We start from the raw sequence: 14,023 nt of genomic DNA, 5'->3' as shown, positions 1-14,023 counted from the left end.
GGAGGGTGCTTCCAGAGGGAAGGCGGCCCCGTTGTCATGGGCAGGCATTTCCGTCCAATGCCGGACGCCGATCCAGGTCGGCCAGGTAATGGGGAAGGACAGGGTACGCCGTCCCGCTCAGAACACGACCTGCCCCGACATGCCCGGCTGCACCTCACCGCCGATCCAGATATCGCCGCCGATCTGCTCGACGCTTATCCGCCCCCGGCGACCCAAGGCCGTGCCCTGGCTCGCCGTGTAGCGCCCGGGCATGACTCCCGTGCCGATCAGCCATTGCGCCAGGCTCGCGTTGAGGCTGCCGGTGACGGGGTCTTCATTGAGCTCCTCGCCCATGAAGGCGCGCACTTCCACATCCGCCTCCGCCTGGGGACCTTGCCAGGGCGCGACCACGCCCACGTTGAGCCCGTCGAGCTTCGCGTAGTCCGGGCGAATGGCCAGGACCTCGTCACGCGTGGCCAGCCGAACGGCGACCCAGCCGGGTCCGTTGTCCACCCATTGGCTGCCGAGTACCTGCCCCGGGGACAGGCCAAGCCCGCTCTCGATCCGTCGCAACACCTCGTCTTCGACTGCTCCGCCACGAAGCAGGGGAGGCGCCGCGAACGACAGCAAGGCGCCCTTGCGGCGGATGCGGATCAGGCCCGCCAGACATTCCTGGACGATCTCGTCAGCAGCATTGCCGCCCCCCTGGTTCAGCCAGACCTGGCAGCTCCCCAGCGTCGGATGCCCGGCAAAGGGCAACTCCCGCAACGGGGTGAAGATCCTCACGCGATAGTCGGCTTCGGCAACGGTCGGCCGCAGCAGGAAGGTCGTCTCGCTCAACTGGGTCCAGGCAGCGAACTCCAGCATCTGCTGGCTGCTCAGGCGGTCGGCACCAATCACCACGGCAACGGCGTTGCCTTTGAAGGGCTGTTCGGAGAAGACATCGACTTGCTCGAAGGGTAACGAAACCGGCATGGGGCCTCCTGGGGTTGTGGCGGGGGAGGATAGGGCAGGGGGCGGATGTCTGAAACCGGGGCTCGGATTTTCGGGGGGGAGGCTTGGGGTCTCTCGTAAGAGGCCGCAATCGGGCCAGAGTGTGTAAAAACACTTTCTTATCTTGCGTGCTTCAGCCCATTGCTCCTGGGCGTGGCGATTTCCCGATTATTTACCACGATCAGCGCCGGTAACGCTTCAGAGCGCGTATGAAGCGCTTTGGCACCTCTTGGGGCAGTAAAAGCTGGGCTTTTACGCCGCCATCGCCTTCAACAAGCCTTCGGTGCCGATGATTTTCATCACCCGCTTCAAGTTGTAGGCGAGCACATTCAAGCTCATTTCTGCGCTCACCCCATTCAGTTTTCGAGTCAGGAAGTGCGTTGCTCCCATCCATTGTTTGAGCGTCCCGAAGGGATGCTCAACAGTCCGTTTTCGAACCCGCATCATCTCCGGTGCTTGGTTCAGCCGGCGTTGCATTTCCTCCAGCACCGCTTCATGTTCCCAGCGCCTTACTCGACGATTTGTGCTTGGCGTGCACTGGGTTTTCAGCGCGCAACTCTGGCACTTTGAACTCCAGTAACAGTGCATATTCATGCCTTTCTCAACGCTGGAGAATCGCCAAATCAGTGCCTCTCAGCCGGGCATGTATATTCGTTTTTCGTCGCGTCATAAACGAAGGCATCTTTGTTGAACCGGCCATCAGCCTTGGCGCTTGAAGTCATCGGCTTTGGCACATAAGCGGTGATGTTTGCATCGTGACAGGCGAGGATTTCTTCACCCTTGAAGTAGCCTCGGTCGGCGACTACCGACAATGTTTCTGCGCCAATGGCTTCCCTAGCTTGCTTGGCCATCGAGCTGAGTTGGTCGCGGTCAGAACCTCTGTTGGTGACCTCATGAGCAACAATCAAATGGTGCTGCGTATCGACCGCCGTCTGCACGTTGTAGCCGACGATACCGCTGCCGCGCGTCATCATCGAACGGGCATCCGGGTCGGTCAGCGAAACCTGTTTGTCAGGGGAATCGTTGAGCTGAGTTTCGATCCCTTGAAGCTCTTTCATCTGCGATTTGAGCTTGGCGATTTTATCTTCCAGGCTGGCAATGTCTGGCGCGGAGGCGCTAGGAATCTGTCGATCAGCCGCATCGAGCGCAGCCAAATAACGGCCGATGCTCGCCTCGATTTCTTCCATGCGCCGCTTCAGTTTGGCGCTGGTGAAATTGCGGTCACGGTTGTTCACTGCCTTGAATTTGCTGCCGTCGATGGCAACCAGGTTTTCGTCAAACAACCCCAACTGCTGGCAGAGCAAAACGAACTGGCGGCAGACGCCGCGAATGGCCTTGCTGTTGTCTTTTCGGAAGTTGGCGATGGTCTTGAAATCGGGCATCAAACGCCCGGTTAGCCACATGAGTTCGACGTTGCGCTGGGCTTCTCGCTCCAGACGTCGGCTCGATTGAATTCGGTTTAGGTAACCGTAGATGTAGATCTTCAGCAGGATCGCCGGGTGGTAGGCAGGTCTGCCGGTTTCGGCTGGAATGACGCCATCAAAACCTAGATTGGCCAAATCGAGTTCATCGACGAAAACGTCAACCACCCGAACCGGATTGGTATCGCTGACGTAGTCGTCGAGGCTTTCGGGAAGTAAGGTGCTTTGACCTCGATGTTCACCCTGGATAAACCGTTTCATGGGCGTCCCTTGCGATGAGATTCTCGGAAATCATAGCAAGGGTTTACCGGGATGTTTTTACACACTCTGGGGCAATAGGAGCCATTCGCTGGTAACTAGCTGAACCGATGTAGATAGCTACCGCCGCAGCCATATTACTGCAGCGACGTTGGCTCTATCGGAATGACGGTACCCCAGTTAAAGGGGAAAGCAGCTCATCCTCGCCCACGAGATACCTTTCTACTTCAGGCAGGATCAAAACACCTAGCGTGTAGTTGTAGTCATGGCCCTCGATGACAAAGGCATGCTCTTCAATTTCAAACTCGGTATTTTCTCGCGGAAGCCAGACACTTGCAGGAACGACTCCGGACTGTCCACCCACTGATCGTGCTGCATGGTTCAGTATCGACTCAGCAGGCAGTTCAATGGGGGCTTTGCGAGTTGCGAAGTAAGCACCTGATCGAAATGCCCGCTCGTTTGAACAGGACCAGTCAAGGAAGCCATCTTTGGCTGAGAGAACGATCACTCGACCTGGTGCAACCTCCCGCCATTTCAAGGCTGCTGCCGTGACAGAAACACCGTATCGGTCTGCGCAGTGACGAAGCAGGTCCAATGAGAATGGCTGCCCATCTATCTGTGCTTTGAAGTCGTCGAGCGGCATCAGCAAATAGGATGCAAATGTATCGGCTTCGAGCTCTATCTCACGCCCATGGGGATCCCAGGTGTGCATGTCTTGATTCGAGCAATTGAAGTGAGACTGACGCTCGCGATGGAGTATGTAGTGGCCAAACTCGTGGGCAATGGTGAAGCGAATTCGACCTTCTGACTCAACATCCTCGTTAACGCCAATCATCCACCCATCGCCCTTTGGGCTCTTTGCTAGCATGCCTTCGAACGAAGGTAACGGCACCGGCTTGATTCCCAGAATTGGCTGATCTGGGCAAGTCTGCGACGACCATTCAAGCGCCAACTCTCTAACGTTGACCGGGAATCGATCGGGCCCCAAGACGTGCTGCAAAACTCGAGATATACGAATTGCTTCGCTCTTAGGGATGGTCTGAAGTAGCCACGTATTTCTGGCCGACTACAGACCTCGCTGTTTTTTGAAGCGATCCATCGATCAAAAAGCGCTCAGATCGTCGTCTTATGTAGGGTTTTTAGCCGCTACGCGTACCCCGTAGCGGCTATTCGCCGTGTTACAGGCGCACCTCTCCTGTGTTCGCGAGTAAATGCCGCCGCGCCATCCACAGATTCGACAGCGCAAACAGCGTAATCAGTTGTGCGGTGTTCTTGGCCAGGCCACGGAAGCGCACCTTGGTGTAACCAAACTGGCGCTTGATCACCCGGAATGGATGTTCGACCTTGGCACGTACCTGCGCCTTGGCCTTCTCGATTTTGCGCTTGGCCTTGTACAGCGGGCTGCGCTTGCTCAGTTGCTGGTAAGTGCTGCGCCGCGCCGCAATCTGCCAGATGACCGAGCGGCCTGCATGCTCGGCACGCTTCTCGACGCCGGTATAGCCGGCATCGCCGCTGACCAGGTTCTCTTCGCCGTGCAGCAGCTTGTCCACCTGGGTGACATCGGCCACGTTGGCCGCCGTGCCCACCACGCTGTGTACCAGGCCGGATTCGCTGTCGGCGCCGATGTGCGCCTTCATGCCGAAGTAGTACTGGTTGCCCTTCTTGGTCTGGTGCATCTCGGGATCGCGCTTGCCGTCCTTGTTCTTGGTCGAGCTCGGCGCATGGATCAGCGTGGCGTCGACGATGGTGCCCTGGCGCAGCGACAGGCCACGGTCGCCCAGGTAGCCATTGATCACCGCCAGAATCCCGGCCGCCAGCTCGTGGCGCTCCAGCAGGCGACGGAAGTTGAGGATGGTGGTTTCGTCGGGGATACGCTCCAGGCTCAGCCCGGCGAACTGGCGCAGGATGGTCGTCTCGTACAGCGCTTCCTCCATCGCCGGGTCGCTGTAGCCGAACCAGTTCTGCAACAGATGCACGCGCAGCATCGCCATCAGCGGATAGGCGGGACGACCGCCTTCACCCTTCGGGTAGTGCGGCTCGATCAGGGCGATCAGGCCCTGCCACGGCACCACCTGTTCCATTTCGATCAGGAACAGTTCCTTGCGGGTCTGCTTGCGCTTGCCGGCGTACTCGGCGTCGGCGAAGGTCATCTGCTTCATCGGAAAGCTCTGCGGGTGAAGTCGGCGGATTTTGCCAAATCAGGAAGTCTTTTTCAGAGTTTCCTTAGGGGTTAGAGTCATGTTGAGTCAGCTCCACCAATCGTCGACCATTTTCCTAAGCCGTTCCTTGTCCTTATCGTCCAGCTCTTGGTATTTGCGGAAAAACGCTTTGTCCGCTTCAGCTGCTAAATCGGGGACGCTGTTCCTAGCAGTGCCTCTGGTGTGAGATTTAGCGCCGTTGCGATTTTGGTCACCTTATCCAAGGACGGGTTCGGTTTATCGCGATTTTCTAGCTCCCATAGGTAGCTCTTGCTCGAGTCGGTAAGCACAGCCAGCTGCTCTAGCGACATGCCTAGCTCCCGCCTCCTGGTGCTGATTCTCTGTCCAAGGGGTGATGTCACAAGCGCCTCCTTCTTAGTGGGTCGACCACAATACCATTATAACGAACGAAATAGTACCTGTTGACAGGTACAGCTGAACGGGAGCATTGTGCTCTCGTCGTTCGGTGTCACCGAACAAAATTGTGTCTATACGGAGAACGTGGCAATGACTACCGACCTTCCTCTTACCCCATCTCATCAGCCGAACGCTGGCCACTCCGCTGTTGTGAAAATCAATGGCGAGATGGTAGATGTCCGTGACTGGGCTCCTACCGCACGCCAGATTCTGGCTGCCGCCGGCCTGCAACCAGTTACAGAGTACGTGCTTCTGAGCTGGCCTGAACACGGGCCGACCGAAGAGCTCGGCCTGGACGAAACTATTTCATTGCCTCGCAATGGTTCGGTTGCGGAATTCCTGGCGATGCAAGCGGATGCAGTCTTCTACTTCATGCTGAACGATCTGCGCTTTGCGTGGGCTGGCCTTCTGACCACAGAGGATGTTCGCAAAGTAGGACGTGTACCGAACACTATGGAGGTGTGGCTGGAGTACCGTGACGAGCCTGACATGGAGCTGGAAGAAGGAGCTGTTGTTAACCTTCTGGCCCCTGGAGTTGAGCGCATGTACAGCCGCCGGCGCAAATGGAAGCTGGATGTGCATGGGGTGCTCGTCGAGTCGCTTGAGCCAGAGATAGTCGTTCGCGATGCACTGCTCTTGGCAGGCATCGATCCAGATCAAGGCTGGATCATTCGCTTAAAGGTACGAGGCGAACCCAAACGCGAAGTTGGTTTGGCAGATAGCATCGACTTGACGAAACCGGGCATCGAGCGCCTTCAGCTCATTTCTGACACGATTAACAACGGCGAAATCCCCTGCTCCGTCCGGCGGGACTTTGCCTTGCTGGCAAAAGACGAGACCTACTTGGACGCTCGGGGGCTGTTCTGGGAAACCGTTGATGATGGCAGGCGTTGGCTGTTGATCCGGGACTACCCGGTACCAAAGGGATATCTCCAAACAAGCACCTGCTTAGCCATAGAAATCCCCCAGAACTACCCTGTCGCAGAAATCGACATGTTCTACTGCAACCCGCCGCTCGTCTTGGCAAGCGGCGTCCAGATTCCTCAAACCGAATACCGTCAGGTGGTAAACGGAATCGAGTTCCAGCGCTGGTCTCGCCACAGGAATCAAGGGCAGTGGTCGCCCACGCGAGACTCTGTGCTTTCGCACATCGGGCTGGTGGAAGAGTCGATTGCCCGGGAGCTAGGGCAATGAGCGCCGGCACAACCTTGGTGCTAACAGGCGCGCTGCATGCGCGCCTTCAACAACACCTTCTTCCACCAGATGGCCTTGAGGCGGTGGCAATCTTGCTCTGCAAGCGCATGCGAACAGAGAACAGACTGAAGCTGCTTTGCAAGGACGCTGTGTTGGTTCCTTATGGCGAGTGCACTCGAGTTCGTGATTACCTTGAGTGGCCTGGAAGAAGACTCTTGGAGGCAGTGGTTCTAGCGGAGCCTGATGAGCTATCGCTTGTGCTGATCCACTCCCACCCAGGAGGGCTCTACGATTTCTCCCAATCGGACTCGGAATCTGATGCCCAGGTCATTCCCCAAGTGTTTGCCAATCTCGAGTCAGCTGATCAATCGGATGTGGTTCATGGGAGCGCAATCATGGTGCCGGGCGGGGCAATCAGAGCCCGGGTTTATGACTACAAGCATCAGATGGCACCGATAAATCTGGTAGCGGTATACGGAGACGATATCCGTCTCTTCTGGAACGATGACAACCAACCCTTGCACCACGCAATTGCCTTTTCAGACGAGATGCGTTCGGAGTTAGGCAGGCTTACCGTGGCAGTAATTGGCTACTCAGGCACTGGCAGCATTGCTGCAGAGCAGCTCGCCCGTATTGGCTTCGGGGGCATGGTAGTCGTGGATTACGACCAGGTTGAAAACCGGAACCTGAATAGGATCATCAACTCCACCGTTGCTGATGCGGCTGAAAGTCAGTTGAAGGTGAATGTTTTCCGTAGAGCCGCGGCCGCCTTTCGCCCTGGAATATCTCTTAAATGCGTACCGACTTCGATCGCTACAAGGGAGGCGGTTCTTGCGGTAGCAGAGGCCGACATCCTTTTCTGCTGCGTAGATAGTGAAGAAGGCCGCTTCATCTGCGACGCAATAAGCGCTGCCTTCATGATGCCGCTCTTTGATGTCGGGGTAGTCATTCCGGTGCGCCGGGATAGAGACGACAGGCTCGCGATTCTCGATATCCACGGGCGAGTCGACTATGTGCAACCAGGTGGATCGACTCTCTTCGACCGCAAGGTCTACACCTCGGCTTCTCTGAGAGCTGAAGAGTTAGCCAAGCGGGATCCTGAGGCTTATGCAGAACAGGTGAAAGTTGGCTATATGCCTGGCAGTCTAGAGCAATCACCGTCCGTGATCACAGTGAATATGCATGCTGCCAGCATGGTCGTTCAGGAGCTAATTGCTAGACTCTACCCCTATCGTTTGGATGGAAACAGCAGCTGTGCTCGAACCATGTTTAGTCTGGCCGAAAAGGAGTACGAGTACCTCTCGGAAGCTGACTTTACCCCGCAAGAGTCGCCGAAGCTGGGAACAGGTTTGAACGAACCTCTACTTGGGCTGCCCTTGCTGAGGGCCAAGCAATGACCTGGATGATTCGAATCTGGGGAGTAGTCCGTGAAGCCGCATCCAGATGGTTTGGGCTGCGGCTCCGGACTTACCGAGTAGAGGGTGACATCCTGCCGGCACACATACGCCCAAACCAGCTTATCCATCTGGTTGATGATGGTGAGAGTTGGTCGGCAGGATTCCTGTGCCCATGTGGCTGCGGGGACGTCCTTGAGGTAGCTCTGATCAAAGGTGCAAGGCAGAGATGGAGCCTTTCTGTCGATGGTAAAGGTCGACCAACCTTGTACCCATCCATCTGGAGAACTACCGGGTGTCGCTCCCATTTCTGGGTTAGAAAAGGGCGGATTCATTGGTGCGGTAAAGCAGACTAGACGGGAGACGATGTGATGGACGGACACAATTTCGAAAGGTTAAAAGCACACATCTTGATGCATTCTGTTTCGGACGACTTCGAGGTAGCGCGTCGAGAATGGAGCCTGGTAGCTATCGAGGTAACCGAGGAATTCGATCAATGCCCCTGTGGCCAGGACATCAAAGAGCACTGCTATATCAGGAACAGCCTAAACGGCAATCAAACGTATGTCGGCAACGTTTGCATCAACCGCTTCCTCCAGATCAATACCGGCAATCTGTTTGAGGGCCTCAAGCGGATAGCTAGTGACCTCAAGGCAAATGCCAATCATGACTTGATCGAGCATGCGTGGAAGATGGGCTATCTATATGGAGAAAAGGAGTACAGCTTCCTCCTTCAAACCATGCGAAGCCGAAAGCTGTCGCCCAGCCAATTGGCATGGAAAGAGAAGATTAATCGCCGGATAGTCCAGCAAACGGTGGTCAAGAGTCGCACTCATCGCACATGAATCTCGAGCCTGGCCAATCAAAGCCTAAAGGCAGCGTGAGATACGGGAGTCGAGTGACCGTTATTGGCCGAAAGCGGCCATCGAACGCCCACTCCACAAGCAATTTCCTGCCCCACGAATCCAGATCGCGCCTACAGACCGTCACGACGCAGTTACAGCACCAGGAAAACCCACACGCGCTGCGACATGAGAGGCTTCCCCTCCGCCAGCGCGCTCAGGAGCGCCTGGCGGAGGGCCGGCCGCGCTACACCCAGTGCCGGAACAGCAGGCTGGCATTCACCCCGCCGAAGCCGAAGCCATTGGACAGCGCATGTTCCATCGGCCAGCGCCGGGCTTCGCCGCGAACCAGGTCGAGGCCCTCGGCGTCGGTGTCGGGCGTTTCCAGGTTGAGCGTGGCGGGGGCGAGCTGGTCGCGCAGTGCCAGGACCGTGAAGATCGCCTCGATGCCGCCGGCGGCGCCAGGAGGTGGCCGGTGGTGGATTTGGTCGCGCTGATGGCGAGCCCGCTGCCGGTGCCGAACACGGCCTTGATGGCGGCCAGTTCGCCCTTATCGCCTACCTGGGTGGAGGTGGCATGGGCATTCAGGTGCTGCACCGCGGTCGCTTCCACGCCGGCCTGGCGCAGCGCCTGCTGCATGGCCCGGCGGGCGCCGCTGCCATCTTCCGGCCCGGCGGTCATGTGGTAGGCGTCGGCGCTGGTGCCGTAGCCCACCAGCTCGGCGATGGGCTTGGCGCCGCGCGCCAGGGCGTGCTCCAATTCCTCGATGACCAGTAGGCCGGCGCCTTCGCCCATGACGAAGCCGTCGCGGGCCTGGTCGAAGGGGCGCGAGGCGCGCTCGGGGCTGTCGTTGAAATCGCTGGACAGGGCGCGCGCGGCGGCGAAGCCGGCCAGGCTGACCCGGTGGATGGTCGCTTCCGCACCGCCGCAGAGCGCCACGTCGACCTCTCCCGCGCGGATCATCCGCGCCGCGTCGCCGATGGACTGCACGCCCGCCGCGCAGGCGGTCACCGGGGCGCCCAGCGGTCCCTTGAAGCCATGGCGGATCGACACATGGGCGGCCGCCATGTTGCAGAGAAAGGACGGGATGGTGAAGGGCGACAGGCGTCGCGGCCCCTTGCCGTCTGTGGTCCGCACCGCTTCGGCGATGGCATGGAAGCCGCCCACCCCGGAGGCGATGACGGTCGCCGTGCGCTCCTGCGCCTCGGCGCTCTGCGGCGCCCAGCCGGCCTGCGCCAGGGCCTCTTGCGCGGCGGCCAGGGCGAAGAGGATGAAGCGGTCCATCTTGCGTTGTTCCTTGGCGGCCAGCAGCAGGTCGGGGTCGAAGCCGGCCTGCGGGTCCTGGACACGGTCGGGGACCTGGCCGCCGATGCTGATGGGCAGGTCGCCGATCAGCTCCGCCGGGAGCGTGGCGATGCCCGATTGCCCGGCCAGCAGGCGTTGCCATATGGGTTCGACTCCGCAGCCCAGCGGGCTGACCGCGCCCATGCCGGTGACGACGATACGTTTGCTCATGAGGGTCCGAGTCCTTCTGTTCCGTTGGAATAGCAGTCAGTGGACGTAACTATCATCATGAAAGTAACATGCGGACCAGCACTTTGTGAGCCTCGCCAAGGAAGAACCATGCAACGCAAGACCTTCGCCGATGCCGAATGCCCCATCGCCCGCAGCCTGGAACGGGTCGGCGAATGGTGGAGCATCCTGATCATGCGCGATGCACTACAGGGCCTGCGCCGCTTCGACGAATTTTCCCGCAGCCTGGATATCGCGCCGAACATGCTCACCCGGCGCCTGAACGCGCTGGTGGAGGCGGGCCTGCTCGAACGCCAGCCCTACAGCCAGCGTCCGCTGCGCTATCAGTACGTGCCCACGGCCAAGGGCGAGGATTTTCGCGTCGTGCTCATGGCTTTCGTCGCCTGGGGCAATCGCCACTACGCAGAGGAAGGGCAGAGCGTGCAGCTCGTCGAGCGAACAAGCGGGCGGCCGGTGCGCTCGTTCATGGCGGCTCTCGCCGATGGCCGAACGGTACCGCTGGAGCAATGCACCGTGCAGGCCGGGCCTGCCGCCAGCGAGGAAATGCGCCAGCGCCTGGCGGCCATGCCGGAGCGGAGCGAGCTACCGGCTCGATGAACGGGCTCCCTGGCGTCCGCCGCCTGGTCGAGGAGACGGACGAGGCGTTCGCGGTTCTGTTCCTTGTAGCTGGCCATCGTTCGCGGTCGTGGTTGGGAAAAACGCGATCGTCGAGGCTTGCGCATGGCGCTGGCAGGTCCGCCTCGCGAGCCTTCGGCAACACCGCGAGCCCTCGGCCTGCTAGAGTGTGCAGCCTCGTTCGCGGAGGTCTGCATGCGTATTCTCGCCGATGAAAACATTCCCGTGGTCGACGCCTTCTTCGCCGACCATGGCTCCATTCGCCGCTTGCCCGGGCGCGCCATCGACCGCGCGGCGCTGGCCGAGGTCGACGTGCTGCTGGTGCGCTCGGTCACCGAGGTCAGCCGCGCCGCGCTGGCCGGCTCGCCGGTGCGCTTCGTCGGCACCTGCACCATCGGCACCGACCACCTCGACCTCGACTACTTCGCCGAGGCCGGCATCGCCTGGTCCAGCGCACCCGGCTGCAACGCCCGCGGGGTGGTGGACTACGTGCTCGGCTGCCTGCTGGCGATGGCCGAGGTGCGCGGCGCCGACCTGGCCGAACGCACCTATGGGGTGGTCGGCGCCGGGCAGGTCGGCGGGCGGCTGGTGGAGGTGCTGCGCGGGCTGGGCTGGAAAGTGCTGGTCTGCGATCCGCCGCGCCAGGCGCGCGAGCCGGACGGCGAGTTCGTCTCGCTGGAACGGCTGCTGGCCGAGGCCGACGTGATCAGCCTGCACACTCCGCTGAACCGCGACGGCGAACACCCGACCCGCCACCTGCTGGATGAACCCCGCCTGGCCGCCCTGCGTCCCGGTACCTGGCTGGTCAACGCCAGCCGTGGCGCGGTGGTCGACAACCAGGCCCTGCGCCGCCTGCTCGAAGGCGGCGCCGACCTGGAAGTGGCGCTGGACGTCTGGGAAGGCGAACCGCAGGCCGACCCCGAGCTGGCCGCGCGCTGCCTGATCGCCACGCCGCACATCGCCGGCTACAGCCTGGAAGGCAAGCTGCGCGGCACCGCACAGATCTACCAGGCCTACTGCGCCTGGCGCGGCATCGCCGAACGCGTGAGCCTGCAAGACGTGCTGCCGGAAACCTGGCTCGCCGGCCTGCAACTCAACCCCGGCTGCGACCCGGCCTGGGCGCTGGCCACGCTGTGCCGCGCGGTATACGACCCGCGCAGCGACGACGCCGCCTTCCGCCGCAGCCTGACCGGCGACAGCGCCACCCGCCGCGCCGCCTTCGACGCCCTGCGCAAACACTACCCGCCGCGCCGCGAGATCACCGGCCTGCGCGTCGCCACCGGTGGACGGGCGGAGTTGCAGCGGGTGGTGCGGGCGCTGGGGGCGCAGTTGGTCTAGGAGCGTGCGGCTGGGTCGATTCCTGTCTCCGCACCTACCCGAGCAACTGCTCAGGCGTCTCCTGCCGCCGATAGGGAAACACGTCGATCACCTTGCCCTCGCGGATCTGCTCCTGGAGGCCCTGCCAGTATTTGGCGTCGTAGAGGTTGCCGTGCAGCTTGGCGAATAGCCGGCGCTGGTTGAGGTCGACGAACAGGAAGCGCGGGAATTCTTCCGGGAACACGTCGTTGGGCCCCACCGAATACCAGGGCTCGGACGACATCTCGTCCTCGGGGAAGCGCGGCTCGGGGATGTAGCGGAAGTTCACCTCGGTGAGGTAGCAGATCTCGTCGTAGTCGTAGAACACCACCCGGCCGTGGCGGGTCACGCCGAAGTTCTTCAGCAGCATGTCGCCGGGGAAGATGTTCGCCGCCGCCAGTTGCTTGATCGCCAGCCCGTAGTCGTTCAGCGCCTCGCGGGTCTGCGCCTCGCTGGCGTTCTCCAGGTAGATGTTCAGTGGGGTCATGCGCCGCTCCGTCCAGCAGTGGCGGATCAGCACCACGTCGCCTTCCATCACCACCGTCGACGGCGCCACTTCCAGCAGTTCGGCCAGGCACTCCGGCTCGAACTTGCTCACCGGGAAGCGGAAGTCGGCGAACTGCTGGGTGTCGGCCAGGCGTCCGACCCGGTCGTGGTTCTTCACCAACTGGTACTTCTGGATCACCGTGGCGTGGTCGACGCTCTTCGACGGGTTGAAGCGGTCCTTGATGATCTTGAACACCGTGTTGAAGCCGGGCAGGGTGAACACGCTCATCACCATGCCGCGCACCCCGGGGGCCATGACGAAGCGGTCGTCGGTGGTCGCCAGGTGGTTGATCAGGGCGCGGTAGAACTCGCTCTTGCCCTGCTTGTAGAAGCCGATCGAGGTGTACAGCTCGGCCAGGTGCTTGCCCGGCAGCAGGCGCTTGAGGAAGGCCACCAGCTCGGCCGGCACCGGCACGTCGACCATGAAGTAGGAGCGGGTGAAGGAGAAGATGATCGAGACTTCCGCCTCGTCGGTGATCACCGTGTCGAACTGGATGCCGTGGCCCTCGCGATGCAGCAGCGGGAACACCAGCGGCCACTGCTCGTCCGGGGTGAACAGGCGGCCCACCAGGTAGGCGCCCTTGTTGCGATAGAACACCGAGCCGATCAGCTCGATGGCCAGGTCCGGGTCCTTGCACACCCAGTCCGGCAGGTTGCTGTGCAGCAGTGCGTCGATCCGTTCGAGGTCGCGCTCGCGGTCGTCGTAGGGCACGTCGAAGCGGTAGTCGTCGAAGATCTTCTCCAGCGCCTGGCGCAGGTCGCCGCCCGGCCGGTAGGTGCGGGTGTAGGGCGCGCGGGCGTGGGCGCGCAGCGAGGGCCGGGTGGTGTGCACGAACATCGTGCCGTCGCTGATGTTGTCGTGGCTGAACAGCCCGCAGAAGATCGAGTTGAACCAGGTCTCGGCCAGCTCGTCGTCCAGCCGCAGGTCGATCTGCGCGATGTAGGCGCTCTTTATGATCGGCCAGCGCTCCACGTCCAGCAGCTCGCTGTCGGCCAGCCCCGCGCGCAGCCCGGCCACCGTCTCGGCGACCTTTTCCTCGTAGAGGTTGATCCGCTGCGCCGAGGCGCGCTGCGCTTTCTGCCACTGCGCCTGCTCGAAGCGGGCCCGGGCGCCGTCGGTGATCTCGCGGAACTGCTCTCGGTAATCGTCGAAACCGCGCAGGATGAGGGCAGCGATTTCGCTGGCTGGGGCGCTCTGGACCATGCTGGCGTCCTTTCGTTGTTCGAAGGTCGAGCTTAGCCAGAGCCGCGCGGCAGGGAAAGCGCGATCTCCGACC

General features: G+C 60.9%; 11 protein-coding genes and 2 pseudogenes. 6 read left to right on the top strand and 7 right to left on the bottom strand.

The annotated features are described in order from the left end of the window. Positions 1 to 117 precede the first annotated feature (117 nt). From LE197_RS15135 to LE197_RS15115, 5 genes and pseudogenes are all read right to left on the bottom strand, one after another. Positions 118 to 954: a PhzF family phenazine biosynthesis protein gene (locus tag LE197_RS15135; protein WP_003109588.1), complete on the bottom strand. Its 837-nt coding sequence runs from the start codon at positions 952 to 954 to the stop codon at positions 118 to 120. Positions 955 to 1,224: 270 nt separating this feature from the next. Continuing rightward, a pseudogene (locus LE197_RS15130) lies at positions 1,225 to 2,654 on the bottom strand (IS1182-like element ISPmo1 family transposase). A 154-nt stretch (positions 2,655 to 2,808) separates the two neighbouring features. Further along, complete coding sequence (locus LE197_RS15125; protein ID WP_264086482.1) at positions 2,809 to 3,486, bottom strand: ImmA/IrrE family metallo-endopeptidase; 678 nt, start codon at positions 3,484 to 3,486, stop codon at positions 2,809 to 2,811. 343 nt (positions 3,487 to 3,829) lie between these two features. Next, on the bottom strand, positions 3,830 to 4,810 hold the full coding sequence (locus LE197_RS15120; RefSeq protein WP_019437692.1) for an IS5-like element ISPpu21 family transposase: 981 nt from the start codon (positions 4,808 to 4,810) through the stop codon (positions 3,830 to 3,832). Between the two features lie 185 nt (positions 4,811 to 4,995). Then, positions 4,996 to 5,160: a helix-turn-helix domain-containing protein gene (locus tag LE197_RS15115; RefSeq protein WP_264086481.1), complete on the bottom strand. Its 165-nt coding sequence runs from the start codon at positions 5,158 to 5,160 to the stop codon at positions 4,996 to 4,998. Positions 5,161 to 5,356: 196 nt separating this feature from the next. On the opposite strand from LE197_RS15115, the gene LE197_RS15110 reads away from it, so the two are divergent. The 4 genes from LE197_RS15110 to LE197_RS15095 are packed head-to-tail and all read left to right on the top strand — an operon-like array spanning position 5,357 to position 8,699. Then, on the top strand, positions 5,357 to 6,460 hold the full coding sequence (locus LE197_RS15110; protein ID WP_015648459.1) for a multiubiquitin domain-containing protein: 1,104 nt from the start codon (positions 5,357 to 5,359) through the stop codon (positions 6,458 to 6,460). After that, positions 6,457 to 7,857 (top strand): ThiF family adenylyltransferase, encoded by a 1,401-nt coding sequence (locus tag LE197_RS15105; protein WP_023095891.1) that lies wholly within the window; start codon positions 6,457 to 6,459, stop codon positions 7,855 to 7,857. The genes LE197_RS15110 and LE197_RS15105 overlap by 4 nt, the downstream gene beginning before the upstream one ends. Beyond that, positions 7,854 to 8,210 (top strand): DUF6527 family protein, encoded by a 357-nt coding sequence (locus LE197_RS37300; RefSeq protein WP_071533907.1) that lies wholly within the window; start codon positions 7,854 to 7,856, stop codon positions 8,208 to 8,210. The genes LE197_RS15105 and LE197_RS37300 overlap by 4 nt, the downstream gene beginning before the upstream one ends. Positions 8,211 to 8,225: 15 nt before the next feature. Continuing rightward, positions 8,226 to 8,699 (top strand): hypothetical protein, encoded by a 474-nt coding sequence (locus LE197_RS15095; RefSeq protein WP_015648461.1) that lies wholly within the window; start codon positions 8,226 to 8,228, stop codon positions 8,697 to 8,699. 244 nt (positions 8,700 to 8,943) lie between these two features. Here LE197_RS15095 and fabF read toward each other — a convergent pair. Beyond that, a pseudogene (gene fabF, locus LE197_RS15090) lies at positions 8,944 to 10,211 on the bottom strand (beta-ketoacyl-ACP synthase II). A 108-nt stretch (positions 10,212 to 10,319) separates the two neighbouring features. Between fabF and LE197_RS15085 the strand changes: the two are divergent. Then, complete coding sequence (locus LE197_RS15085; RefSeq protein ID WP_003086962.1) at positions 10,320 to 10,826, top strand: winged helix-turn-helix transcriptional regulator; 507 nt, start codon at positions 10,320 to 10,322, stop codon at positions 10,824 to 10,826. Between the two features lie 213 nt (positions 10,827 to 11,039). After that, positions 11,040 to 12,182: a 4-phosphoerythronate dehydrogenase PdxB gene (gene pdxB / locus LE197_RS15080; RefSeq protein ID WP_023095889.1), complete on the top strand. Its 1,143-nt coding sequence runs from the start codon at positions 11,040 to 11,042 to the stop codon at positions 12,180 to 12,182. Positions 12,183 to 12,216: 34 nt separating this feature from the next. Here the strand turns inward: pdxB and aceK are convergent, their stop codons facing one another. After that, entirely contained in the window at positions 12,217 to 13,950 is a 1,734-nt protein-coding gene (gene aceK, locus LE197_RS15075; protein WP_226034079.1) for a bifunctional isocitrate dehydrogenase kinase/phosphatase, read from the bottom strand. Positions 13,951 to 14,023 lie beyond the last annotated feature (73 nt).

Origin of the sequence: Pseudomonas sp. PS1(2021), from assembly GCF_020405165.1 — a bacterium.
Lineage (GTDB): Bacteria > Pseudomonadota > Gammaproteobacteria > Pseudomonadales > Pseudomonadaceae > Pseudomonas > Pseudomonas aeruginosa.
This window is presented reverse-complemented; position numbering and strand designations above follow the sequence as displayed.